The 24,431-nt window shown below is 69.0% G+C and carries 21 protein-coding genes and 3 pseudogenes; 15 read left to right on the top strand and 9 right to left on the bottom strand.

The features are described 5' to 3' along the window. Positions 1 to 129: 129 nt before the first annotated feature. Together GRC12_RS05475 and GRC12_RS05470 are read right to left on the bottom strand one after the other, a co-directional pair. Positions 130 to 672, bottom strand: a pseudogene (locus GRC12_RS05475) (dioxygenase); the annotation flags it as partial. 44 nt (positions 673 to 716) lie between these two features. Then, positions 717 to 1,910: an FAD-dependent monooxygenase gene (locus GRC12_RS05470; RefSeq protein WP_208777907.1), complete on the bottom strand. Its 1,194-nt coding sequence runs from the start codon at positions 1,908 to 1,910 to the stop codon at positions 717 to 719. 137 nt (positions 1,911 to 2,047) lie between these two features. Here GRC12_RS05470 and GRC12_RS05465 point away from each other — a divergent pair, with 137 nt between their 5' ends. From GRC12_RS05465 to GRC12_RS05455, 3 genes are all read left to right on the top strand, one after another. Then, complete coding sequence (locus tag GRC12_RS05465; protein WP_208777905.1) at positions 2,048 to 2,854, top strand: IclR family transcriptional regulator; 807 nt, start codon at positions 2,048 to 2,050, stop codon at positions 2,852 to 2,854. 248 nt (positions 2,855 to 3,102) lie between these two features. Continuing rightward, positions 3,103 to 4,194 carry an SDR family NAD(P)-dependent oxidoreductase gene (locus GRC12_RS05460; protein ID WP_308286482.1) on the top strand — a complete coding sequence of 364 codons (1,092 nt, stop codon included), beginning with the start codon at positions 3,103 to 3,105 and terminating at the stop codon, positions 4,192 to 4,194. 466 nt (positions 4,195 to 4,660) lie between these two features. Continuing rightward, positions 4,661 to 5,191, top strand: coding sequence for a YbhB/YbcL family Raf kinase inhibitor-like protein (locus GRC12_RS05455; RefSeq protein WP_208777901.1), 531 nt, complete (start codon positions 4,661 to 4,663; stop codon positions 5,189 to 5,191). Positions 5,192 to 5,313: 122 nt separating this feature from the next. On the opposite strand, the gene GRC12_RS05450 is transcribed toward GRC12_RS05455, so the two are convergent. Next, the gene (locus tag GRC12_RS05450; protein ID WP_208777898.1) at positions 5,314 to 5,817 is read right to left on the bottom strand and encodes a flavin reductase family protein; all 504 of its coding nucleotides are present in this window, start codon (positions 5,815 to 5,817) and stop codon (positions 5,314 to 5,316) included. 245 nt (positions 5,818 to 6,062) lie between these two features. On the opposite strand from GRC12_RS05450, the gene GRC12_RS05445 reads away from it, so the two are divergent. Continuing rightward, the gene (locus GRC12_RS05445) at positions 6,063 to 6,809 is read left to right on the top strand and encodes a GntR family transcriptional regulator (protein ID WP_208777896.1); all 747 of its coding nucleotides are present in this window, start codon (positions 6,063 to 6,065) and stop codon (positions 6,807 to 6,809) included. An 88-nt stretch (positions 6,810 to 6,897) separates the two neighbouring features. Here the strand turns inward: GRC12_RS05445 and GRC12_RS46875 are convergent. Further along, positions 6,898 to 7,089, bottom strand: a pseudogene (locus GRC12_RS46875) (TIM-barrel domain-containing protein); the annotation flags it as partial. A 290-nt stretch (positions 7,090 to 7,379) separates the two neighbouring features. Between GRC12_RS46875 and GRC12_RS05440 the strand changes: the two are divergent. Further along, positions 7,380 to 8,399: an amidohydrolase family protein gene (locus tag GRC12_RS05440; protein ID WP_208777893.1), complete on the top strand. Its 1,020-nt coding sequence runs from the start codon at positions 7,380 to 7,382 to the stop codon at positions 8,397 to 8,399. Positions 8,400 to 8,522: 123 nt separating this feature from the next. Here the strand turns inward: GRC12_RS05440 and GRC12_RS05435 are convergent, their stop codons facing one another. The 4 genes from GRC12_RS05435 to GRC12_RS05420 form a co-directional block, all read right to left on the bottom strand. Next, positions 8,523 to 10,001, bottom strand: coding sequence for an aldehyde dehydrogenase (locus GRC12_RS05435; protein WP_208777891.1), 1,479 nt, complete (start codon positions 9,999 to 10,001; stop codon positions 8,523 to 8,525). A 106-nt stretch (positions 10,002 to 10,107) separates the two neighbouring features. Beyond that, complete coding sequence (locus tag GRC12_RS05430) at positions 10,108 to 10,638, bottom strand: flavin reductase family protein (RefSeq protein ID WP_308286481.1); 531 nt, start codon at positions 10,636 to 10,638, stop codon at positions 10,108 to 10,110. A gap of 135 nt (positions 10,639 to 10,773) precedes the next feature. Further along, on the bottom strand, positions 10,774 to 12,108 hold the full coding sequence (locus GRC12_RS05425) for an FAD-binding oxidoreductase (protein ID WP_208777889.1): 1,335 nt from the start codon (positions 12,106 to 12,108) through the stop codon (positions 10,774 to 10,776). 56 nt (positions 12,109 to 12,164) lie between these two features. After that, positions 12,165 to 13,460 carry an oxidoreductase gene (locus GRC12_RS05420; RefSeq protein WP_208777887.1) on the bottom strand — a complete coding sequence of 432 codons (1,296 nt, stop codon included), beginning with the start codon at positions 13,458 to 13,460 and terminating at the stop codon, positions 12,165 to 12,167. 473 nt (positions 13,461 to 13,933) lie between these two features. Between GRC12_RS05420 and GRC12_RS05415 the strand changes: the two genes are divergently transcribed. The 10 genes and pseudogenes from GRC12_RS05415 to GRC12_RS05375 all read left to right on the top strand — a co-directional run bounded on the left by GRC12_RS05415 (position 13,934) and on the right by GRC12_RS05375 (position 22,509). Continuing rightward, positions 13,934 to 15,205, top strand: a complete 1,272-nt coding sequence (locus tag GRC12_RS05415) for a Rieske 2Fe-2S domain-containing protein (RefSeq protein ID WP_208777885.1) — start codon at positions 13,934 to 13,936, stop codon at positions 15,203 to 15,205. A 56-nt stretch (positions 15,206 to 15,261) separates the two neighbouring features. After that, a complete protein-coding gene (locus tag GRC12_RS05410; RefSeq protein ID WP_244372050.1) occupies positions 15,262 to 16,200 on the top strand; it encodes a PDR/VanB family oxidoreductase in 939 nt (312 codons plus the stop codon). Positions 16,201 to 16,226: 26 nt separating this feature from the next. Then, the gene (locus GRC12_RS05405) at positions 16,227 to 16,616 is read left to right on the top strand and encodes a nuclear transport factor 2 family protein (protein WP_208777881.1); all 390 of its coding nucleotides are present in this window, start codon (positions 16,227 to 16,229) and stop codon (positions 16,614 to 16,616) included. A gap of 90 nt (positions 16,617 to 16,706) precedes the next feature. Further along, the gene (locus GRC12_RS05400; RefSeq protein WP_208777879.1) at positions 16,707 to 17,129 is read left to right on the top strand and encodes a GlcG/HbpS family heme-binding protein; all 423 of its coding nucleotides are present in this window, start codon (positions 16,707 to 16,709) and stop codon (positions 17,127 to 17,129) included. A 29-nt stretch (positions 17,130 to 17,158) separates the two neighbouring features. After that, entirely contained in the window at positions 17,159 to 18,745 is a 1,587-nt protein-coding gene (gene mdlC, locus GRC12_RS05395; RefSeq protein WP_208777877.1) for a benzoylformate decarboxylase, read from the top strand. Positions 18,746 to 18,827: 82 nt separating this feature from the next. Next, complete coding sequence (locus GRC12_RS05390) at positions 18,828 to 19,841, top strand: LLM class flavin-dependent oxidoreductase (protein WP_208777874.1); 1,014 nt, start codon at positions 18,828 to 18,830, stop codon at positions 19,839 to 19,841. 7 nt (positions 19,842 to 19,848) lie between these two features. Continuing rightward, the gene (locus tag GRC12_RS05385) at positions 19,849 to 20,721 is read left to right on the top strand and encodes an alpha/beta hydrolase (RefSeq protein ID WP_208777872.1); all 873 of its coding nucleotides are present in this window, start codon (positions 19,849 to 19,851) and stop codon (positions 20,719 to 20,721) included. Between the two features lie 231 nt (positions 20,722 to 20,952). After that, positions 20,953 to 21,156 (top strand): annotated as a pseudogene (locus tag GRC12_RS46870) (GntR family transcriptional regulator); the annotation flags it as partial. Positions 21,157 to 21,189: 33 nt separating this feature from the next. Then, a complete protein-coding gene (locus tag GRC12_RS05380) occupies positions 21,190 to 21,669 on the top strand; it encodes an FCD domain-containing protein (RefSeq protein WP_308286480.1) in 480 nt (159 codons plus the stop codon). A gap of 123 nt (positions 21,670 to 21,792) precedes the next feature. After that, positions 21,793 to 22,509: a GntR family transcriptional regulator gene (locus GRC12_RS05375; RefSeq protein ID WP_208777867.1), complete on the top strand. Its 717-nt coding sequence runs from the start codon at positions 21,793 to 21,795 to the stop codon at positions 22,507 to 22,509. 241 nt (positions 22,510 to 22,750) lie between these two features. Here GRC12_RS05375 and GRC12_RS05370 read toward each other — a convergent pair whose 3' ends face one another. Next, the gene (locus GRC12_RS05370) at positions 22,751 to 24,241 is read right to left on the bottom strand and encodes an MFS transporter (RefSeq protein WP_208777865.1); all 1,491 of its coding nucleotides are present in this window, start codon (positions 24,239 to 24,241) and stop codon (positions 22,751 to 22,753) included. Positions 24,242 to 24,431 lie beyond the last annotated feature (190 nt).

The raw sequence follows: 24,431 nt of genomic DNA, 5'->3' as shown, positions 1-24,431 counted from the left end.
GGGAAGTAACGGCTCGATCCTCTGCCACTGCGCATCCGTCAGTTCATGCCGCCGCACCATAAGACGCCCCTGCCCAGCCCGAGCACTGATCCACCCACCCAAGCAAGAGCCATCAGAAGCGACCTAGTCGTCGGTGTACAGGTGGGCGCGCCCGGCGGTGTGGCCGTCGCCGTACTGCACGTCGTACAGGCCGTCCTCGTCGGCCTCCCACACCTCCAGGCGCGCGCCCGGTACCGGGGCGTCGTCGGTGTCCGTGACGGTGCCCTCGACCCAGCAGGGCTCTCCCGGGGCGCCGAAGGCCATGTCCCCGCCGAGCGGGATCTCCGGGGAGTCGTCCACGAAGAACGGGCCCACCACCGTGGCCTCCGTGGCGCCGGCGGTCGCCTCGTGGTTCATGTTGATGGTCTGCATCGAGGCGCCGAAGACGTCGGACAGCAGGATGAACTCCTGGCGGTTGCCGGTGGTGATGTGGCCGGCCGCGGTGAGGAAGTCGATGGCGTGCTGCCACTCGGCCTCGGTCAGACGGACCTCGCGCATGAAGGCGTGCAGGTGCCGCACCAGGGCCTGCATCAACTGCCTGAGCCGGGGGTCCGGGGTGCCGTCGAAGGACGCGAGCACGGTCCGTACCAGCTCGTCCTCCACCTGGCGCTGTCGATCCGTGGTGACCGTCACGGTGTGGTTCCTTCGCTCGTCGGAGTGGGAGTCGGCGCTCGTGTTCACGAAAGGGGCACCTCCTCGGCGTCGTAGCCGTAGATCCAGCCGTTGCCGACCAGGGGGTCGGCCCCGGCGAGCGCCGCGTCTCGGGCCTGTTGTTCGGGTCCGTCGGGCAGGTGGTTCATGTCGCGGCGGTCATGACTGATCTGCTGCAGGCATGTGGTGCGTGCGATGCGTAGAACCTCGTACCGCTTCAGCGCTTGCTCGGGGTCGTCGGCCGATGCGGCCAGGCAGCGCGCCAGCACGGCGGCGTCCTCTATCGACTGGGCCGCGCCCTGGGCGAAGAAGGGGAACATGGGATGCGCGGCATCCCCGAGCAGAGTGACGCGACCCCGGCTCCAGTGCCGCAGCGGCGCCCGGTCCAGCAGGGCCCAGCGGCCGGGAACTCCGCCGGCGGCGATGAGGTCCGTCACCCGCGCGTCCCAGCCGGCGAACTCGGCGTGGAACTCCTCGACCGTGGCCGTCGCGCTCCACGACTCGTCGGTGTAGTCCCCGGCGGGCGCGAAGGCGACCACGTTGACGGCTTGTCCGCCGTTGATCGGGTAGTGCACGAAGTGCCGGCCGGGCCCGAGCCAGAGGGTCTGGGCGGGACGCAGGGCGAAGTCGGGTGCGTCGTCGGCGGGCACGATGGTGCGGAAGGCGCAGATACCGGAGTACGCCGGCGGCGTGGGCTCGGCGAGCGTGCTCCGCACGACGGAGTGCACGCCGTCGGCGCCGATGACGACGTCCGCCTCGGCCCGGCTGCCGTCGGCGAAGCGCAGTCGCAGGCCGTGCGGCCTCTCCTCGATCGAGGTGCACCGGGCGCCCAGGCGGATCCGGTCGCCGGGCACGGCCGACTTGACGGTGTCCAGGAGGTCGGCCCTGTGGACGACGTAGGTGCGTTCACCGTAGAGCCGCTCGCACTCGCCGCTCAGCTTCTCCACCGACAGCACGCGGCCGTCCGCCCAGCGGCGGAACTCCCAGCCCCAGTCCAGCGGTACGGCCCGGCGCAGGAGTCGCTCCATGGCGCCGAGTCGGCGCAGCAGTCGTACGGCGTTGGGCGCCACGACGAGTCCCGCGCCCACCTCACCGAGGGCCGGCGCCTGCTCGTAGACGGTGGCCCGCAGCCCCGACCTGTTCAGAAAGGCGGCGGCCGCCAGACCGCCGATGCCGCCCCCGACGATGGCGATCCGCGGGCCGGGCACATGGGTGGGCATGGATCCACTCCTCTGGTCCGAGGGCGAGCGCCCTGCTGACGTCCGGATCCTTGCCGACATCCCGCCCAGGCCGGAAGGGCTATCGTCCATTCAATGGACATAAACCTTCGGCGGCCCCATGTCGGTGTGGGGGACTGATGCCGCGCACGAGTGAGCCCGGTCGCAGTGTGAGTTCGCGGCTGCTCGATGTGCTCTTCGCGTTCCGGGCCGGCCGGTCGCGCCTCACCCTGGCCGAGCTGACCAGGGACACCGGACTGCCCCATGCGACGGTGCGCCGGCTGGCGATGGAACTCGTCGAGGCGGGTGCGCTGGAGCGGGCATCGGACGGCTCGTTCACCGTGGGCATCCGGCTGTGGCAGCTGGGCACACTGGCACTGCTGAGTCTTCCCCTGCGGACCGTCGCGCTGCCGTTCATGGACGACCTGCACACCGCGCTGCGCCAGCACGTGCAGCTCGCGGTGCTGGAGGGCACCGAGGCGGTGCTCGTCGAGCGGCTGTCGTCCGGCCGCGCAGTGGACGTCATGTCGCAGCCCGGCGGACGGCTGCCGCTGCACTGCTCCGGGGTGGGCAAGGTACTGCTCGCCCACGCCGGCTCCGAGCTGATCGAGCAGGTCCTCGCACAGGGTCTGCCCGCGTACACCGAACGGACCGTCACCGACCCCGTTCGGCTGCGGGAACAGCTCGACGAGTGCCGCGAGACCGGCGTCGCCGTCGTCCTGCAGGAGGCGACACTCGGCGCCGACTCCGTGGCCACCCGTGTCCTCGATGACGAGGGCAAGGTCGTCGCGGCTCTGTCGGTCGTGGTGGGTGCCGGCTCGGTCGACCTGCGGACGGTACGGCCGGCCGTCATCGCCTCCGGCCTGGCCGTGTCCCGCAGGCTTGGCTGGCGCCCCTCGGCGCGCATCGAGCAGGGTGCTTGTTCCGGCCCGGGTGCCACTGGGTGACAACCTGTCAGGGCGCTGAGGGTGCCCTGAGTGGTGAGACGACCTCCGGAGCTCGCGGAGGGTGCACAGCGCTGGGAGAGCAGCTCTTGACAAACTCTTTTCACGGATGTTTCTTGGTTCCACCAGCCTGAAGCATCAGGCGGTACCATTTGATATCCCAGACTTCAGAGAGCAGCCAGGGACCGCACCACGACTGCCCTCGACCGGTCCGGACGCCCGCACCGTCGCCCGCTCGAGCGCACTGAGCGGTGCACGCTCTCGCTCTGACCGGACATTCGGCCCCCTGGCTCCGAGCGGCCGTTCGCCCCGGAGGCGGGCGGAGAAGGTGGCGGCGGAAGCGACTGCCACGTTCCGCCGACGAGAAGGAAAGTGAGAGGCAATTGGCCATCCTCAAAGGCAAGGTCGCGATCGTCACGGGCTCCGGCCGCGGTATCGGCAGAGCGCACGCCTTGGCGCTGGCCGCCGAAGGCGCGGCCGTGGTCGTCAACGATCCCGGTGCGGAGTTCAGTGGCGACGGCGATTCGAACAGCGGCCCGGCGGAGGAGGTCGCGCAGGCCATTGTCGCCGCCGGCGGCCGCGCCGTGGCCGACACCACCGACATCTCCGACTGGGACGGCGCCGGCGCGCTGGTACGAACGGCGTTGGAGGCGTTCGGACGACTCGACATCGTCGTCAACAACGCCGGCATATCGCGTTTCGGAACCATCGACGCCATCTCACGGCGCGACTGGGAGCGAACCGTCGCGGTCAACCTCACCGGCACCGCCGCCCTGTGCCACTGGGCAGCCGCCCATTGGCGCAAGCAGGGACCGGAACCGGACCGCCGGATCATCAACACCTCGTCCGGCGTCGGGCTCAGCCCCGTGTCCGGCAACCCCATGTATGTCGCCACCAAGGCCGGGGTCGCCGCGCTGACCATCGCCCTGGCGATCGAACTGGCCGAGCTCGGCGTCCGTGCCAACGCGCTCGCGCCGGTCGCCCGGTCGCGCATCAGCGAGACCGTGGCCCCCGATCTCATGAAGCCGGTCGAGCAGGGCTTCGACCGTATGGACCCGGAGAACGTTGCGGCGATCGTCCCGTATCTCGCCTCGCCGCTCTGCCGCTTCACCGGCCGGACCTTCGGCATCGTCGGCGACGATCTCACCGTGTTCGACGGCTGGACCGTCAGCCGTCACCTCAACAACGCCGAGCAGCGCTGGACCCCGGAAGCCCTGCAGGCGGCGCTTGCGGACGTCCCTCTGCAGCAGGAGGTGACGGAGCAGGCGGTGATCGGCGTGGAGAAGGCACTGTCGCCGTCGCAGGAAGTGCTGGCCGCCCTCGAAGCCGCCGAGAGGGCGTAGTTCCGCGGCGCACACACGCCGGTCCACCGGTCATCGGGGCCGCCCCTCGCGGTGACGCCGTGAGGGGCGGCCCTCCCGGCCTTACGGGTGTCCTTGGGCGACTGTCATCGCCACAACCTGACGATCTTTCGCGTTCTCCCTCGATCCAGGATCCTGCGGACGACACCGGAGGAGACCATGGCCCCACGACCGGGCGGAGAAACCGGACAGGCCTGGCCGAGCGACCTCATGGCGGACCTCGCCATGCCCCTGCCGATGCTGTGAGCGCCGGCGACGCGGAGATACCGGCCGACGCGACCGTGCGTTTGTGCTACGCCGCCGCGAACCGCGATCCCGACGTCTACGAACAGCCCGCGAGTTCGATCGGCGCCCGGCTCGCACAGCTCGAACTGTGGACCGCCTTCACGGAGCTGTCGCAAGCACAGTCACGTTCTGATCGAAACCCCACATACGAAAGGCACAGCCAATGGAATCTCCCTACGACAAACTGGGAAAGGTCCCGGCGTTCACGCTGAAGAGCAACGACCTGCAGGACGGCGCGGTTCTTCCGGTGGCACAGATCAGCAGCCGGATCGGAGGCGCGGATGTCTCCCCGCACCTGAGCTGGTCGGGTTTCCCCGCGGAGACCAAGAGCTTCGCCGTCACCGTGTACGACCCGTACGCGCCGACGACGAGCGGGTTCTGGCACTGGGCTCTCGCCGACATCCCGGTATCGGTGACGGAACTCCCGACGGGGGCGGGCGACGACTCCGGCTCGGGGCTGCCGGAAGGGGCCTGGCAACTGGCGGGCGACTCCGGGCTGAAGCGCTATGTGGGCGCCGCGCCGCCCCCCGGCACCGGCGAGCACGTGTACCACATCGCCGTCCACGCGGTCGATGTGGAGAAGCTCGACCTGAACCGGAACGCCACCCCCGCGTACCTGGGATTCAACCTCTGGATGCACACGCTCGCACGGGCGGAGATCACCGGGCGGTTCGCGGCACCGTCACAGGGATGACGGACAGTGCCATCCTGATGAACAGCCACGCCGGCTGACCGAACGCCTCGCGCCGATGCGGCTCGGGGCGGTCGGCGGCGACGGCTCAGCGGGCCGTCGCCGCCGGTGGCCGGCGCGCGCTCTCACGAGCCCCGCTCGAACCCCACATGCGTTCCGAACTCTCGGTTGTGATACGTCAAGGGCGGACTGGCGGTGCTGTCCGCAGCCATGACCTCGCCGAGCACCACGAGATGGTCGCCGCCGTCGACCAGGCTCGCCACCCGGCAGTTGACGAACCCGGTGACATCGGGAAGGCGCGGCAGGCCGGAGTCGTCGAGCCACGCGACGTCGGCGAACTTCCCCGTTCCACCCTTCCGCGCGAAGTGCGCCGCGACAGCGGCCTGTGCACTGCCGAGGATGTTCACTCCGAACGTTCCGCTGGCACGAAGGGCGGTCAGCAACTGCGAACGCCGGTCGAGCGAGACCAGCACCATGGGCGGCTCCATGGACAGCGAGGTGAAGGCGCTCACCGTGGTGCCGTACGGCAGGCCCTGCCAGCGGGTGGTGACCACCGCGACCGGCGTGCACACGACCGCCATGGTCTCGCGGAACGCGCTCTGGAGCGAGTCCGCGGTAGGCGTGGTCATACGTCCACTCCCTGCTTCCGCCATTGAACGACCCTCCCACTTTGATGTATCAGAATATAGCTCGTGACACTTCAGACGGGAATGGTCATCACGATAGTTCAGCAGCTGACATGGCAGACATGCCTCATTGACGTAGTACCGAACCCATGAGGGATAGTAGGCTCGAAGAAGGCGTACAGCGGAGGGCCGTTACCGACAGGTGGGGGTGACACATCGTGACTGTTCACGAACCCGAGGCGATCCCCTTGCGTGAGATCGCCTACCAACGCCTCCGCGAGGACATCCTTTCGTGTCGTCTCCACCCGGGACAGCGGATCAGCGAGCGCCGAATCGCGGCTGACACCAAACTGGGCATCTCCGCCGTGCGCGAGGCGCTGACGAGGCTCGACCATGAAGGGCTGGTCCACACGCAGCCGCGCCGGGGCTACCAGGTCAAGCCGATGACCCTCAAGGGAGTCGACGACCTGTTCAACTTCTGGGAGCTCCTCGGCCCGGAGGCGGTGCGCCGCGGCGTCAACCGGGGGGCACCGGAGCAGATCGACCGCGCGGTCACCGGACACAAACGGTTCAGGGAACTGGAATCCAGTGGCTTGTCCAGCAGCGAGTTGACCCAACGATGGCTCGACCTCTCGGAGGACACGTTCGCGGCACTGGCCGACGCGACGGACAACCCCTACATCACCAGTGCGTGGCGTCAGGTGGCCGCCGAGCTGCGACGGGTGTTGTCACTGCTCAATGACTCGGTGCTGATCTTCTCCTTCTCGTCCGAGTACATGACGGGCTGGAGCGAGGCGCTCAGCCGCCGCGACGGCGAGAGGGCCGCCGAGCTCACCCGTGACTACATTCATCAGTCACACAACCGGGTCCTTCACGTACTGGCGCGCTGGCCGTCGGTCACCGCCACGGAGATCGTCCCATTGCCGCAGTCGACCACACGGCCCGCGCGGCATGGGGCAGCGCAGCCTGGGACCATGGTCACCGACGGCACGTAGCAAGACCGGTATGCGCTCCAGCGGGCGGCGACATCGAGAGCGGTGCCGATAGCCGACTCCTGCCGGCGGGTCCCGACGCGGAGGTAAACAGTGACGCCGGTACCCGAGGCAGGAGCCCTCGCCGGAGACCACACACTTCGTTGGGGCCGCCGTTCATCGACGCGGAGAAGGGCTCGTTCGGCTCCCGGTCGCCGTGCAGCCGCATGATCGGGCTGAACCTGCCGTACTGGAACCAGCGGATCAGCGGTTCCCGGTACGCGGGGTCGTCCGGGTCGCCGCCCGAGCCAGAACGCGGCGACTCCGAGGGGCGGTAGTTCATCGTCGCCGGCTCCGGCCACTCGCCGCTCTCGGAGCGCTGATCGGTGCCCGAAAGTAGGGAACGGTTACTACCTTCGCAGCGTTCCAGTGCCGCGCGACCCGGCGCTACGGTCATGCGTGCCGCCCGGCCCCACACGTTGCCCCGACCCGCCAGGGCCGGTTGCTGCTTCATCACCGCACGCGGTCACTGCGCGCGGACCATGAGGAAGGACTACGGCACATGAGGCTCACAGCCGACGACATGGCCACACCATGACGATCATCGCTCTTGAAGAGCACTACACCACCCAAGCGCTCACCGACGCGAACGCCGGTCATCCGCTGCTGAAGCGCCTTCTCCTGCGGCAGCGCGACGGCCGCCTCCGCCAACCGGCGTTGCGCGGAAACATCCTGCAACAACTTCTCGACCTGGGCGATCAGCGGCTGGCGGCCATGGATGCCGCAGGCATCGACATCCAGGTCGTCTCGCACACCACGCCAGGTCCGGAAACCCTGGAGGTGAGTCTCGCCAGGCGGCTCGCCGTCGAGGCGAATGACATCGCGGCGGCGGCGATCGACGCCCGTCCGGACCGCTTCGCGGGGTTCGCCACGCTCCCGGTGCCCGATCCCGACGCGTCCGCCAAGGAACTCGAGCGTGCCGTCAACAGCCTCGGATTCGTCGGGGCGATGATCAACGGCCACGTAGACGGACGGTACCTGGACGACCAGTTCTTCTGGCCGGTCTTCGAAGCCGCCGAAGCCCTGGACGTCCCTCTCTACCTCCACCCGACTCTGCCGCCCCAGCCGGTGATCGACGCCTGCTACTCAGGATTCTCCGAGGACATCGAAACCGCTCTTTCCGCCGCGGCGTGGGGATGGCATGTCGACACCGGCCTGCACGTGCTCCGCTTGATTCTCGGCGGGGTGTTCGACCGCTTCCCCCGCCTGCAGCTCATCATCGGTCACATGGGCGAACTGCTGCCGCCCATGATCTGGCGCGCCGGCTTCATGCTGAACGGACTCAGCGGCCTGGACCGACAGTTGCAGGAGTACTTCTTCGAGAACATCAGCATCACCACCAGCGGCCTCTTCGATCACGCTTCCTTCGCCGCCGCGGTCCATGCCGTCGGTATCGATCGCATCCTGTTCTCGGTCGACTATCCCTACAGCAGCAACGACCAGGCGCGGGAGTTCCTCGACCGACTGCCGGTCAGCGTTCCGGACCGGGAGAAGCTGGCCCACGCCAACGCCGAGCGACTGCTCAGACTGAACGACCGCACACGAGCGCGGTAGATCGCGGAGCCGTCGACGACCGTCGGGGCGCGCTCGTAGCGTGTCCCGGCCCACGCTGCGCAGGCAGACCTCCGGCTGTCGCGGGGTCGGCCTGCGACAGCCACACCGGTGCCGGTACGTCGATCAGATCGGGTAGTGCCGCTCCCCCGACTGGATCGTGACCCAGCGCAGTTCGGTGAACTCCTCCAGCGCCGCCCGGGAGCCGAAGCGTCCGAAGCCGCTGGCACCGACGCCTCCGAACGGCATCTGCGGCTCGTCGTGGACCGTGGCGCCGTTGATGTGGCAGATTCCCGACCTGATGCGGCGCGCCACGTCCAGCGCGACGCCGCCATCGCGGCCGAACACCGCGGCGGACAACCCGTATTCGGTGTCGTTCGCCTTGGCCACGGCATCGTCGATGCCGTCCGATTCGATGACGGAGACGACGGGCCCGAACGACTCCTCCGAGTAGATCCGCATCTCAGCTGTGACGCCCCGGAGAACGGTCGGCTGGACAAAGAGCCCGTCCGCGTCGCCGCCGGCCAGCACGCGTGCGCCGTGCGCCCGGGCGTCCTCGATCAGCGCGAGCACGTGGTCACGGGCCTGCGCGTGCACGACGGGACCGATCTGGGAGGACGGGTCGTCGGGCGGTCCGACGACGAGCTTGGCGGCACGATCGGCCAGGGCCTGGCTGAACTCGGCGGCCACCGAGCGGTCGACGATCACCCGCTCGGTCGACATGCAGATCTCGCCCTGGTTCATGAACGCGCCGAAACTGGCCGCCGCCGCGGCGGCCTCCAGGTCGGCGTCGGGCAGTACGACCAGTGGCGCCTTCCCGCCCAGTTCCAGCACGACCCGCTTGAGGTGGCGCCCGGCGAGTTCGCCGATGATCCGGCCGACCCGCGTCGACCCCGTGAAGTTCACCCGGGCGGTGCCGGGATGGGCGACCAGGGCCTCGACGATCTCACCGGCATCCTCGGGCGCGTTGGTGACCAGGTTGACGGCACCGGCCGGCACCCCCGCCTCGTGCAGCACTTCGACGATCGCGGCGTGGGTACAGGGTGTCTGCTCGGACGCCTTGAGGACCACGGTGTTGCCGTACACCAGCGGCATCGCGATCGCCCGCACGCCGAGGATCAGCGGGGCGTTCCACGGGGCGATTCCCACGACGACCCCGGCCGGCTGCCGGATCCCGAGGGCTGTCAGCCCCGGCACGTCAGAGGGGATCACCTCACCGATCGCGGAGTACGCCTGCGCCGCGGCCTCGGTGAGCATGCCCTTGGCGACGTGGACGTTGAACATGGCCCATGGCCGGGTCGCCCCCATCTCGGCGCCCATGACCGTGGAGATTTCCTCTGCTCGCGCCTCGAGCAGCGCCGCCGCTCGCTCCAGTACCTCCCGGCGTCGGGCCGGCGGCAGGGCCGACCACGCCGGAAGTGCCGCAGCCGCGGCGTCCACCGCGCGGCGAGCGTCGGCGACGGAAGCGGCCGCGACCCGGGCGATCGGCTTGCCCGTCAGCGCCTCCGTCGTGTCGATGTAGCGCTCGGTCTCGGCCGGGACCCGGCGTCCGTCGATCAACAGGTCGCAGGTCGGGGTGGCGGACTTGGGCTTCGTCCCTGGCATGGGTGTCTCCTTTGGCAACACGGACTGCCCGCCGCGTCGGCGACCAGTGACCGCGAATAGGTGAAATGGCGTGGATCAACGCGGAGCGGGTCCGCTCAGCGGCGTCTTATGCGAGCGTCTGCTTCTCGGCTTCCAGACCCGCGTACCGGCCGCGGTGGAAGACCAACGGCGACTCCTCCGAAACCCCGTCGAAGTCGGCCGCCTCTCCGATGACGATGAAGTGGTCGCCGGGCTCGTACACGGTGGTGAGGCGGCAGTCGATCCACCCCGCCACCCCCTCCAGCACCGGCGAGCCCGTCACGGGTGCAGGGCGCCACGACAGACCGGCGAACTTGTCGGCCCCGCGCATGGCGAAGGTGTTGGAAATGTCCGCCTGTTGTGCGGTGAGCACGTTCACGCAGAAGGCGCCGGCCCGGCGTATCCGGGCGAAGCTCGTCGACGACACGCCGGGCAGAAAGCCGACCAGCGGCGGATCCACCGACACCATGATGAGACTGCCGACGGTGAGCCCGACCGGTTCGCCGTCGTCGAGGGCGGTGACCACGGCAATGCCGTTCGGCACCGCCGAAAGGACCTCTCGGAAACGGGCGGCGTCCTTTCGGACGTCGCCGTGCGTCAGTTCGGAACTGTCAATCACGGAATGCTCCTGTCCCGGGATCGCGGCTTCTCCGCGGTCCCGACAAATGATGTGTTTCTGTCGGCGCCGGGTCCGGTCGGCTCGACCGGGCCGCGGCTTCCGAAGTCTCTTTTCGTGAAAGTGCGCCGACGAGGCTCAGCTCAGCAGATAGCTGTGGAAGAGGCCGCCGGGGTCGTGTTTCTCACGTAGCTGCTCGAGGCGCTGCCGGTTCTCGGGCGCCATGAACGGAGCGGGGCGGTTGATGAGGTTCTCGTCGGCGAGCTGGATGCCCGCCGAGAGCGGCTCAAGCCGTCGCATCTGTCCGGTCGCCCACTCGATGCAGCGCTCGTCGTCCTGCCCGTCGTCCCAGACGGCGACCGGCGAGAGGTAGAGCGGGGCCTGCAGGGAGAACGCGCCGTTCGGCACCTCCGTCTCGCGCCACGGATAAAAGATGAGGTGGCTCTTCGGCGTGGGAAAACTGGTGAACAGTTCCTGGAGTTCCGGCAGGAGCGTGGCGGGCGACGCATGCGTCCACATGCCGTCCACGCAGTAGCGGCCCGGGGTGGCGGCGTTGCTCATGAATCCGTAGAGCTCGTCGAAGGAGGCCGGCGCGGCGAAACGGCGCTCCAGCGCCCGGTCGATCGCCGGACAGGTCTCGAGGACCGCGAGCGCGTCGCGTCCTTCCTGCTCGCTGTCGGTGAAGGAGACCGCGAGCAGCGGCAGGACGCGCTCCTGGGAGCCGGGCGGCTGCACACACAGGAGGAAGGGGTCCACGGACCGGGGCAGCGGCAGGGCCTCCAGAAACCACGGGAGCACGTCGGGGAGCGCGTCGATCGGATAGGTGTAGAAGCTGGCCAGGATGGACGCCGGCTTCGGATACAGGTCGAGGTAGAAGCGCGTGACGACGCCGAAGAAGCCGGAACCCGCACCACGGGCGGCCCACATGTAGTCGGGGTTGGTCGTGTCGTCGCAGTGGATGAGTTCTCCGTCGGCGGTGACCACGTCGATGGCCCGTACGCTCGAACAGGCCATTCCCATCGCCTGCCCGTTCCAGCCGAAGCCGCCCTGCAGCAGATACCCTCCCAGGCCGACGCCCGCGCAGTGGCCGCTGGGAAAGAAGAGCCCGTGCTCGCGCACCGCCGCGCCGAAGTCGTCCCCGGTGACGCTCGGCGTCACGGTCGCCGTCCGCGCCTGGGGATCGATGGTGTACTCGCGGAATTCCGAGAAGTCGATCATCATCCCGTCGCGGACCGCCGACCCGCTCATGCTGTGACCGCCGCCGCGGGCGTTGACCTTCAGGCCCTGCTCGCGCGCGCGACGTACGGCGTTGACGACGTCCTGGTCGTTCCTGACACGGACGATGACGTCCGGATACCGATCGGGCTTTCGCAGGTGCCAGACCGCGGACTGGCGCGCGACCTCGTACCCTGCGTCGCCTCTGTGCAGGACATCGCCCACAGCGGCAGGATCCGGGTTGCTCTGTCCGACCATGTCTCTCCCTCTTCGCGGCTCGGATGATCTTTTTCGCACCTCAGTGGTCCGGTCAGTCAAGATCGCTTCTTGGCGAGCTTTCCCACGAGGCTCATGAGTCGCGGGTTGCCGCTGGCGGCGAGCACGGCTCGCTCGACGGGGGCCTTTACCAGGCGTTCGGCCGGTGGGAGCGAGCCAGGCTGCCTGCTCTCACGGCCCATCCGGGGATTCACCGTGCAGCGGATGGGCATGCCCAGGGTCATGCGGCGCAGGCACTGGTTGTGGCGGTCGCACTGGACGATCTCCGGTGCGCGGCCGTCGCGGATCTTGTTCGCGAACTCGGGGTCGGCGAGCAGCGGACGAGCAAGCATCACAGCGTCACCGTGTCCCCCGGAGACGACCTGCGTCGCGCCGCCGGGACCATGGACGCCACCGATGAGCAGCGGGCCCGACAAGGCTTCGCGGAAGATCTTCGCCTCTCCGTGGGCGACCGTCGGCGTGTCGGTGGCGCTGATGCTGGCGTCCATCCGCTCGTAGTTGCCGTCTGTCAGGGCCACGTAGTCCAGGCCCGCTCGCTCCACATGCCGCGCGATGTTCGCGAACCCCTCGGGACCCTGACCGCCCTCGACATGCTCATTGGCACTGATACGCAGTCCGATCGGGAACGAAGCCCCGACCCGCTCGCGAATGAGGCGCACGATGTCCACCAGGACCCGGGCCCGGTTCTCGACGCTTCCGCCGTATTCGTCGGTGCGCCAGTTGGACCTCGGTGAAAGAAACGAGGCGAGAAAATAGCTCATCATCGCGGGGATCTCGACTCCGTCGAAGCCGGCTCGTTGGGCCCGCGCAGCGGCGACGGCTGTTTCCTGCGATATCTGAGCGATTTCGTCGACCGTCGCCTCCCTCGGCATCGCGGTGGTGACCTCGAACGGGGCGATGACACCTTGAGGCAATGTGTCCGGCTTGATCACGAGGTTCCTGGCACTCGCGGCGATGCACGGCCAGTCCGAGGGTTTCGCCATCGTCCCGAACGAGGCGGTGAGTTCGGCGAAGATGGGCGTCCCATGGGCATGGACCGCGTCCGTCATCCGTTTCAGGGCGGGCACGTAACGGTCGTCGTCGAACCGAAGAGTCCCCTTGACCGGCGACTCCTCGTACGCGCGGCGAGTCGCCGTCGTGCCGCCCAGGATGATCAGGCCGACACCTCCCTTGGCCCGCTCGCACAGGAAGGCGATCGTCTGCTCGCTCGGCCTGCCGTCCGGGCGCGGTGACACGGCGGCCATCGGACCCATGACGATCCGGTTGGCGAGCGTCACCTGGTTGATGGCGAGCGGAGAGAAGAGAACGTCGGTCGACTCGGCGTTGTCAGGCACGAAAAACCTCCGTCATTGGCGTCACGGGGGGGCGGGACTAGCACGTGATGGCGGTCAGCTGGGAGCGACTCCCAGTCGGCGACTTCGGATGGCCATGAGCTCGGCGCCGGTCGGGCAGGCATACCGCCGTGCCGACGTGACGGCGACGCGCGACGGCCCGACCCACCGCGCCCCGTTCGTCCCCCGACGGCGGACGTACGGCAGGCGATCGGCGCACGCCAGAGGGAGACCAACGTCATCGTCGCTCCTTGCACAAAGACCGGCGAAATATCTCCAAGCGCGGCCTGCGACAGCCATTGACAAATTTTCGTGTCCCAACGGTATGTTTGATGTGTCAGCTTGGCAAGGCTGATGTACCACAGGTTTCAAGTGAGGCAGCTGCGCCCTGGGAGCCGTCGGGTCCACGCCCGAACGAGTCCGCCCGCCCGCCCCACCTGACGCGACCAGCTCTTCCGAGCTCAAAGGAGAGAACGATGACTGTCACGTCCTCTGATCTGGACACCGGCACCGGTTACGGGCGCCCCGCATCGCGACACGACGCCCGCCTGACCGAGGTCGGTCCGGGGACACCGATGGGCGAGGCGCTGCGCCGCTACTGGCACCCGGTCGCCTCGTCGAGCGGGCTGACCAGCGACCTGCCGCACCGCGTCCGCATCCTGTGCGAGGACCTGATCGTGTTCCGCACCCGCAGCGGGCGCCCCGGCGTGGTCTTCGAGCGGTGCTCGCACCGCGGCAGCAGCCTCTTCTACGGCCGCATCGAGGAAGACGGCATCCGCTGCTGCTACCACGGCTGGAAGTTCGACGTGCAGGGCCACTGCCTGGAACAGGCCTGTGAGCCCGACCGCGGCCGGCGGCGGGATGTCGCCCGCCAGCCGTGGTACCCCGTCGAGGAGCGCTACGGCCTGGTCTTCGTATACATGGGCCCGCCGGAGCTGAAGCCCCCGCTGCCGCGCTACGAGTTCCTCGAAGACCTCGAGGAAGGCGAGATGTACGTCTCCGAGCTCCCCGTCCCGCACGGCAAGGTGACGGGAGCGCTCATCGACTTCAACTGGCTGCAGGCCTTCGAGAACGCGATGGACCCGGTGCACGCCACATGGCTGCACTACGAGCACAGCGGCCCGCAGTTCGACGGCGTCGGTACCACCGGAGCGCCCCACTCGTTCTACGACCCGTACTCCGTCTCCGACAAGATCGAGTACTTCAAGACCGATCACGGTGTCGGCTACCGCCAGCGCTACGAGGTCGAGCAGCCGGACGGCTCGACCGTCACCCGGTACTGGAGCCCGGAAGTCCACGTGCCCAACATCATCCTGCTGCCGGACTTCGTGAAGGTCGTCCCGGACGGGCGTCATGACTGCGTGCTCTTCGACGTACCGGTCGACGACACCCACCACCGGGCGTTCATGACGGCGCGGACGTCGGACCCCGACCGGCTCGCACGGATCACCAACAGCATCAAGCAGAACGGCAAGCAGCCCTGGGAGCTGACCGAGGAGGAGCACCAGCGCTACCCCGCCGACTTCGAGGCCCAGGGCTCCCAGGGCCCTGTCACCCAGCACTCCGAGGAGACGCTGGCCACCTCGGACAAGGGCGTGGTGATGCTGCGCAGGCTGCTGAAGCAGATGGTCGACGACGTCGAAGCGGGACGCACCCCGCAGAATGTCGACCTCGGTGAGGCCAAGCCGCGCAGGACGACAGCGGGTCACTTCACCGAAGGCGTGACCGCGCCCGTCACCGGTTCCTGAGAGAGAGCTGTTCGATGGCGACTACCTGGATAGACGCGGTCGTCACCGACCGAACCATGACGACACCGCGCGTGGTCGTACTGGACCTTGAACCGATCGACGGCAACCCGTTCCCGGAGCACGAGGCCGGCGCGCACATCGATGTGCTGCTGAGCCCGCTCGGCTCCGGCACCCCGCTGGTCCGCCAGTACTCCCTGTGCGGCGAGCCCGGCAACCGCAAGCGGTACCGGATCGCGGTCCTGCGCGAGGAGCGGTCACGGGGCGGGTCGGTCGCGATGCACCGGTTCGAGGTCGGCGACCACGTGCGGATCTCGGCTCCGCGGAACATCTTCCGGTTGGTGCCGGCGCGCCGGCACCTGCTGTTCGCGGGCGGGATCGGCATCACCCCGCTGGTGGCGATGGCCCAGCAGCTCGACGCCACCGGCGGGGACTACACGCTGCACTACTGCGCGCGTTCCGCCGCGGACGTCGCGTTGACCGAATGGTTCTCCGACCATCCGCGGATCGTCCTGCACCTCGATGACCAGCCGGCCGAGCAGAAGCTGGACCTGCGTCGTGACCTGGGGGATCCGGCCGAGGACACAGCCGTCTACGTCTGCGGCCCGGGTCCGTTCATGGACCACGTCCTCGACGGTGCCCGTGCGCTGGGCTGGCCACCGAGCGCGCTGCACAAGGAGCGCTTCACTCCGACAGCGGCCGCCGCCGAGGCCGCTCCGGGGGGCGAGGACGGTGACGGGTTCATCGTCCGGCTGGCCTCCAGCGGCGCCGAGTACCACGTCCCGCCGGAGGAGAGCGTCCTCGACGTCCTGCTCCGCAACGGCGTCGACGCCCCGTCCTCCTGCCAGCAGGGCATCTGCGGCGAGTGCGTGGTCCGTGTACTCGCCGGTGAACCGGACCACCGCGACGACGTGCTCACCGATGGCGAGCGGGCCGCGGGACTGTTCACGACGTGTTCCTCACGCGCGCTGAGCCCCCGCCTGGAACTGGACCTCTGACCGACACCCGACGAAAGGGAGCGCGCATGACCGCTCCGCCCCTGACAAGCATCGACGACGCCGAAGCGGCATTGCTCAAGGCGCTGCTGGCGCCGACCACCGAGCTCCTGAGCACCCTCCTGCACCCGCAGTTCACCGCCGTCCACTCCCCCGTCGGTCTGATCCACGACAGGGAACAGTTCCTCACCGACACGGGCAAACGCCCCACTCCCCAGGACATCCAGATCCTCACCGCCACCATCCGGCACTTCCCCGGCATGGCGACGGTGAGCTGCCTGCAGGAGATGCGCATTCCCTTCGTGCCCGACACGCCCGCCTTCGCGATCCAGCAGGCGGTCTCCCGGGTCTGGGTCCGCGCCGACGAGGGCTGGCAGCTCGCGCACATGCAAATGGCCCGGCGCCTGCCGCCCGCATAAGCACACGTCACTGGAGACACGCATGACCTCAGCACTCTTGAAGGCACACTTGCCACTCCTGTGCGTCCCCCCTCTTGTCGGCGGTGTGGCATGAGGGCCCCCCTGACCTACGACGCCGCCCGCACGGCCGCCGACGCGGTGATCGCGGCCGGTCGCGCCGAAGGGCTGCGGCTCGCCGTCGCCGTCGTCGACCGCGGCGGCATCACCCGCGTCCTGCTCGCCGACGACGGCGCCGGGCCGATCGCCGTCGAGACCGCCCGCCGCAAGGCCTACACCTCGGCCGTGTCCGGGTTCGCGACCGCGGCGTTCGCCCAGTTCGCCGCCAGCCCCGCGATGGCCGTCGCGCCGCCGCATCTCATCGACCCGAACCTGCTGCCCGTACCCGGCGGACTGCCGATCGTCGTCGACGGCTCCGAGGTCATCGGCGGCGTCGGCGTCGGCGGCGCCGACGGCGAGACCGACGACCGCATCGCCACCACCGCCGCCAAGAGCATCACCGACCTGCTCGCCTGAGCGGCCCGACTCCCAAGGATGTGCAGACCATGACGACTGTCCGCGATGTGACGTACGAGCTGTTGCGGACGCACGGGCTGACGACGATCTTCGGCAATCCGGGCTCCAACGAGCTGCCCTTCCTCGCCGGCATGCCCGACGACTTCCAGTACGTCCTGGGGCTGCACGAGGGCGCGGTGATGGCCATGGCGGACGGCTACGCGCAGGCGCGGGGCGGGCCCGCCATGGTGAACCTGCACGCCGCCGCCGGCACCGGCAACGCGATGGGGGTGCTGACGAACTCGGTGTACTCGCACAGCCCGCTCGTGGTGCTGGCGGGCCAGCAGGTCCGCAGCACGGTCGGTCAGGAGGTGGTGCTCTCCATCGTCGAGCCGGAGACTCTGCTGCGCCCGCTGGTGAAGTGGAGCTGCCAGCCGACCTGCGCCGAGGACGTACCGCGGGCGATCAGCCAGGCGATCCACACGGCGACGCTGCCCGCCCCGGGCCCGGTGTTCGTGTCGGTGCCGTACGACGACTGGGCCCGCCAGGCACCCGAGGAGACGGCGCACCTGCTGCGCCGGCGGACCGCGGCCGGGGCCTGCCTGGACACCGGCCAGCTCGGCGAGCTGGTGACCGCGCTCGACGAGGCGGCCAGCCCGGTGCTCGTGCTGGGGCCCGAGGTCGACGCGTCCGGCGCGAACGACGACGCGGTGCGGCTGGCGGAGTCCCTCGGCGCCCCTGTGTGGCTCGCCCCGTTCTCCTCGCGCTGCTCCTTCCCGACCCGGCACCGCAGCTTCCGCGGCCTGCTTCCGTCATCGGTGCGCGGGGTGACGGACGCACTGGCCGGGCACGACCTGATCGTGGTGATCGGCGCCCCGGTGTTCCGGTACCACCAGTTCGATCCGGGACCCTACCTGGCGCCCGGCGTCCGCCTCCTGCACGTGACCGGCGATGCCGCCGAGGCGGCCCGCGCTCCGATGGGGGAAGCCTTCGTCGGCGCGATCCACGACACCGTCACCCGGCTGGCGGACGCCGTCGCCTCCGGCCTGCGTCCCGGGCTCCCTCCCTTGCCCGACTTCCCGATCCCCTCGGCGTCGAAGGACCGGGTCCACCCGGAGCGGCTCTTCGCGGACCTGCGTGCGCTGGCACCCGACGACACCATCTGGGTGGCGGAGACGACGTCCACGACGAGCGCCTTCTGGGCTCAGATGGACATGCGCCACTCCGGCAGCTACCTCTGGCCGGCGGCCGGCGGTCTCGGATTCGGCCTGCCCGCCGCGGTCGGTGCCCAACTGGCCCGCCCCGAACGGCAGGTCGTCGCGCTCATCGGCGACGGATCGGCGAACTACGGGATCACCGCGCTGTGGACCGCCGCCCAGTACGACATCCCGGTCATCACGGTCATCCTCAAGAACGGGACGTACGGGGCGCTGCGCTGGTTCGCCGAGGTCCTCGACGTCGGCGAGGTGGCCGGGATGGACGTCCCCGGCATCGACTTCACCCTGCTCGCGCGGGGCTACGGCATGAACGCCACCTCGGTGAGCACGCCGGAGGACTTCGCCGCGGCGTTCAAGGCGGCCCTCGGCAGCGGCAAGCCCGCCCTGATCGAAGTCGAGACCGAGCGCACCCAGCCCTGATCGCAGTGCGGAGCACCGCGCGTGGCAGTCGGCAGCCTCCCTGTCCCTGCAGCTGAACCCCTACAACCATGAGGAAACACCGATGATCAAGCCTTGGCTGTTCGAATTCTTCCGCGCGGTCAACGACCCGATCGGTCGCGACGACCCCGCCGCGGCGCACGAGCACTTCCGTCGCTATCTCGACCTGTGGGTCGACGACGAGGCACTCGGCTTCGAGGGCATCTTCTTCAGCGAGCACCACTTCGGGCCGGGCTACAGCCCCTCACCCAACCTGGTGATCGCCAACCTCGCCGCCCGCACGACGAGTCTGCGCCTGGGCGTGCTCGGCACGGTGTCGGGCTACGCCACCCCGTGGCGGGTGGCGGAGGAGTTCGCCATGCTGGACCACCTGACCGAGGGACGACTGGAGATGGGGGTCGTCAGCGGCATCCCGCCCGAGCTCGCCGTGGTCGGCATCTCCCGTGAGCGTGCGGCCGAGATGCACGCCGAAACGCTGGACGTGCTGCTGGCCGCCATCGCCAAACCGGTCGTGTCGCACCAGGGCAAGCAGTTCTCGTTCGAGGACGTCCGGATCACGCCGGGCTTCCTGCGGCCCTCGCCCTCGGTGTGGACCGCCTCGACGAGCGAGGCCTCCGCCCGCCGGGCCGGATCCCTCGGACTGAAGATGTGCGGCGGTTTCAGCGATGTCGAGAAGCTGCTGCCGGTGTACGAGGCGTACCAGGACGCAGCTCGCGCGGCGGGCATGCCCACCGGGCCCGACCAGGTCGGCATCCGCCGCCAGGTCATGATCGTCGAGGACGAGGCGGACCGCGAGCGGGCCGGACAGCTCGGCAGGGAAGGGATCGAGACGCACATGCGCGTCAGTTCCGAAGCCATGAAGGTCCCTGACGCCGCACACATGGCACTCGACCCCGACGAGCTCATCTACGGCACCCCCACTCAGGTGGCCGACGAGATCATCCGCCAGTGCCAGGCCCTGGGCGTGGGTAACTTCGTGGCCAGCTTCAACATCTTCGACCTGGACGAACTCCGCAGGAACCACGAGCTGTTCGGCCGCGAGGTCCTTCCCCGGCTGCGCGCGGCCGAGATCGGCTGACCCGGCGATGAGTGAGATCTCCTCCTTCGACTACGTTTCCGACGGCGACCCGCGTCAGCGGCTGGACGTCTTCACCCCGGACCCGGCCACCGATCTCCACACCGCCGTCCTGGTGCTGCACGGCGGTGCCTTCCGCCTCGGCGACCGGTCGGACGTGCACACCCGGTGCCGGGCACTCGCCGCACGAGGCATCACGGCGATCGCCGTCGGCTACCGCCTGCTGGACTCCGCGGTGTGGCCCGCGCAGCTCGACGACGCCCGGGCGGCTCTGCGGTGGACGCACGAGCACGCGCACGAACTCGGCATCGACGCCGGTCGGATCGTGCTTCAGGGGCACAGCGCGGGCGCCCAGCTCGCGCTCCTCGTGGCTGGAACCGCGGACCGTGACGCTCCCGCCGTACGCGGTGACACCGCCCCGGTGCCGGTGCCCGCGGCCGTGATCGCCTATTACCCTCCCGCGGCGCTGTCCCTGACGCCCGGCCGTGGCGATCTGCCGGCGCAGCCGCTGCTCGGGCCCGATGCCACGGCCGACGCCACAGCTGCGGTCAGTCCGATCAACCACGTCGACGAGCATTTCCCGCCGACCATCCTGATCCACGGCACCCGTGACCGGTTCATCCCCCCCGTCTCGAGCCTGCGCCTCTTCGACGCCCTCACCGCCGCCGAGGTGGTCGGCGAACTCCACCTGATCGCCGGCCAGGACCACGAGTTCGACACGACACCCCGCTTCACCGAGAGCAGCCTCCACCTCGTGGTCGAGTTCCTGCGCGCGCAGGTCGTCGAACCCGAGCAGGTCGCGAAGGAAGTGCTCGAAGGCAATCCCCTCGCCTCTATGCCTCCCCCGGGGGGCGAGCCAGGTCGGACAGGCGAGCACGCCTGACACATCATGTTGTGCCGCTAGCGGGCAGTGTCAAGGCCGGTGTGTGCGGCCGAATGCACTGCCTGGTGGGTCGTGGCCCGGGGCCTTCCTCGCCGACGAGGGAGGCCCCGAGTGTTGCCCCTTACGCGAACGGTGACACTTCACAGACACTGTCGTAGCATTCCGCACGTCAGGCTACGACGGTGTGGCCCACCACACCGCGCGTGCGACGGTCGGCCGAAGGGCGGGACCATGGCAGTGAGACGGGTGCTTGCGACGGAAGCCGGATCGTCCGAGGCCGCGTACCGCGTGTTGCGGAACCGGATCATGACCTGCGAGCTGGCTCCCGGTCAGTGGCTCACCGAACGCAAATGCGCCGTCGAGCTCGGACTCGGACTGCCTCCCGTGCGCACCGCACTGACGCGTCTCATGCAGGACGGCCTGGTCCAGTCAACGCCTCCGCACGCGTTCCGGATCACCCCCCTCACGGTGAAGTCGGTCGGCGACCTGTTCGCCATCTGGGCGGTGCTCGGCCCGGACGTGGCAGCGCTGGGCACCAGCGGGGCCGACCCTGAACAGGCGGCCGAACTGCGACGGTTGACCGTGGAAGGCAACGCGCTGCTCGCCGGTCCGCTGGACCGGGATCGCGTCGTCCGGTTCATCGACATCACCGAGCGGCTCTTCGATCTGCTCGCCGTCGCCTCACGCAACGACCGGCTCATCGAGGTCTACCGGTCGCTCGCCGGCGAGATGTGGCGCGTTCTGACCTTGATTCTCATCGCGGCCGAGTCCGTCGACGCCCTTCTTGCCGCCGGCGTGACCTGGGACTCCACGTTCGACCGCGGCGACGCGCTCACGGCAACCCGGATATTCCGCGATGTCACCGCGGCAACCCGCGCGTCGGCGATGGCGGTGCTGGGTGACCGCCCGCAGATCGACGACGGCGTAGTGGTCCCCCTACGACGCTGAGCGGCCCAACCCCGCGTCGTGGGTCGCATGTCCCCCGGATCGATCCTCGGCGGCGACCGACACACTGTATGATCGCCTTGCTGGTATATCACTGAGTTTCTCGACCGTCCTGGAGCGAGCAACGTGTCAGTCACCTCGTCCGAACCCGTGTCACTCGGCGACGCCGCCTACCGACAGCTTCGGGCGGACATCGTGTCCTGCCGACTGCTCCCGGGACAACGCCTCACCGAACGATCGCTGGCCGAGTCCACCGGCTTCGGGATCTCGCCGATCCGCGACGCGCTCACCCGGCTCAACCACGAGGGTCTCGTCCTGACGTTGCCCCGCAAGGGTTACCAGGTGACCCCGCTGACTTTGAAGTCCGTGGACGACCTGTTCACGCTCTGGCGGATCGTCGGGCCGGAGACCGTCCGGCTGGGTGTTCAGGACGCGACCGTCGAACAGCGGCGCCAGATCGTCACCGCGCTCTCGGCGGCGATACCAGGCACCGATCCGAGCGGCGGCGACGCCGGCGAGCGGCCCCAGTGGCGGATCGAGGCGGCCACCGCGGCATTCGCCCGCATCGCGGAAGCGACCGACAACGACTACCTCATCAGGGTCCACGACCGGCTGCAGAACGACATCGCCCGGATCCTGGCGCTCATCATGGCCGAGGCCGACACCTCGATGCCCGATCCACCGGCCGACGCGGAGTTGATCGAGTTCATCGAGCGGCGCGACGGCGACGCCGCGGCGGCACGTGTCCGGGACTACATCGGTGACCTCCACACGCGTGTCCTGCGTATCCTGACCCGCTGGCCGTCCGTCGTCGCCAGCGAGATCACTTCGACACGCGGCTGACCGCATGGACAGACAGCGACCACCGGTAGGTGACGGCGCCAATGGCTCTGACCCTCAGGTGGTATCAGCAGCGCTACCGGCGCCCGAACGTCGATGGCTCGATCCACCATCGCTGCTCACCCGGCTGATTACCCCTTCGCACGCATCGGTCGGCCACCCGGCCGACCGACACATCCCCCTGTGGAAGGCGACTCGGCCGTGGCGGTCCAGCCTCGTGACCGCCACGGCCGCGGGAGCAGCCTCACGCGGGAAGGGCGGATTCCTGGGCCGCTGCCGTCGCCGGCGTCTCAGCCGCCTCGGTGCCGCTTGAGCGCAGGAGGACCGCACCGATCAGCAGGGTGACGAACCCGAGGGCCGCGAAGACCAGCAGACTGTCCGAGATACCGGAGTCGCCGTAGACGAGCACCCCTGGCGCCGGGGATTTGGCGGTCGGTGTCATGATGCTGAACGCCACGGTGGTCAGAGTGGCGCCGATGACCCCCGCGCTCAGTCCGCCGGCCGACGACATCGAGCCCTGCTCCGATGCGGGTGTGCCCATGATGACCAGGTTGGGCATGGCTCCTGTCGCGAACCCGAGCCCGAGGCCGAAGACCACGGCCCCGATGATGATCTTGCCCAACGTGTCGTGCGCCAAGGCCAGGGCGAGCAAGCCCGCAGTGAGCAGAACCAGGCCGCCGTGCATCAGCGGCCTGGGGCCGGTCCGCCGGGTCAGCACGCCGACCACGATGCCGCCCACGACACTGCCGAGGGCGAAGAGCGCCGTCACAAGGGCGTACCGGGTCGCCGACAGACCCAGGCCGTAGGTGCCGCCCAACTGCCGGGGCGTCATCACCAGCAACGCCAGCAGGGTCGTGACCACCGCTGCCAGACCGAAGGCCAGGCCTCCTCCCAGTACTCCGAACAGGACTGTCTTGCGGACCAGAGTGCGCAGGTTGAGAACCGGCTCCTGAATACGGAGCGAGACGGCTACATAAACCGACAGCACGACCGCCCCGCCGATCAGCAGACCTACAACGCGAGCCGAGCCCCACCCCCACTGCGCGCCCATGCTCACAGGCAGCAGGACCAGGGTGACGCCGCCCGCCACAAGCAGCACACCGAGCGCGTCGATGCGGGTGGGACGGCGCACGCTCGTCTCAGGGGTGGTCAGCACCACGATCACGCCCATCACGATGAGCCACCCGAGGTTGAACACATACAGTGAGCGGAACCCGAGGTGATCGATCAGGCCGCCGATCAGGAACGGCGCCCCGACCACCAGCAGTCCGGTGCCCGTCACGGACACGCTCGCCGCGAAGGGGACGAGATTCTTCGGGTAGACGTCCCGGATCAGCGAGTAGCAGAGGAACAGCAGGCCCGTGAGCGTACCGAGCAGCACGTGGCCGACGATCATCACCCAGAACCGGGGAGCGGTCGCCGCGAGGATCTCACCCAGGCCGGCCGCAGTCGCCGAGGCGAGGATCATCCGCCGTTTGCCGTAGAGGTCGGCAAGCTTGCCGAGAAGCGGTGCGGAAGCCGCTCCGACCAGCAGGGTTGCTGTGAGCAGCCAGCCGCCCTGCGTGGTGTGGAAGTGGTCGATGATCTTGGGAAGAGCGGTGGAGGTACTGATGTTGGTGAACGCCGCCGACTCGGTGAGGCAGAGCAGCGAGATCAGGGACAGGACAAGCCGAGGTGTCCATCCACCACTGCCGGAGGAGTGGGCAGCGGCGTGGGGAGACGTGGACGATTTCAAGGGGTCCTCCGAACGCATCGTCGTTGAGACGCCGTAGATGGCTTGAAATATCAGCTACGGCGCATGCGATGTCAATCGGCCAGACAAAGCGGATATTGACATGCCAGATTCGTTACCCGCGATCCGGAGCAGCCGAGAGGGGGTCGAGGCAGTTCAGGTCCACCAACCGGAGAGCCTCTCGGCTCACACA

It is taken from the genome of Streptomyces griseorubiginosus (assembly GCF_017614965.1).
Classification (GTDB): Bacteria; Actinomycetota; Actinomycetes; order Streptomycetales; family Streptomycetaceae; genus Streptomyces; species Streptomyces griseorubiginosus_B.
The sequence above is the reverse complement of the archived record's forward strand: the minus strand, read 5'-3'. Positions and strand labels throughout refer to the sequence as shown.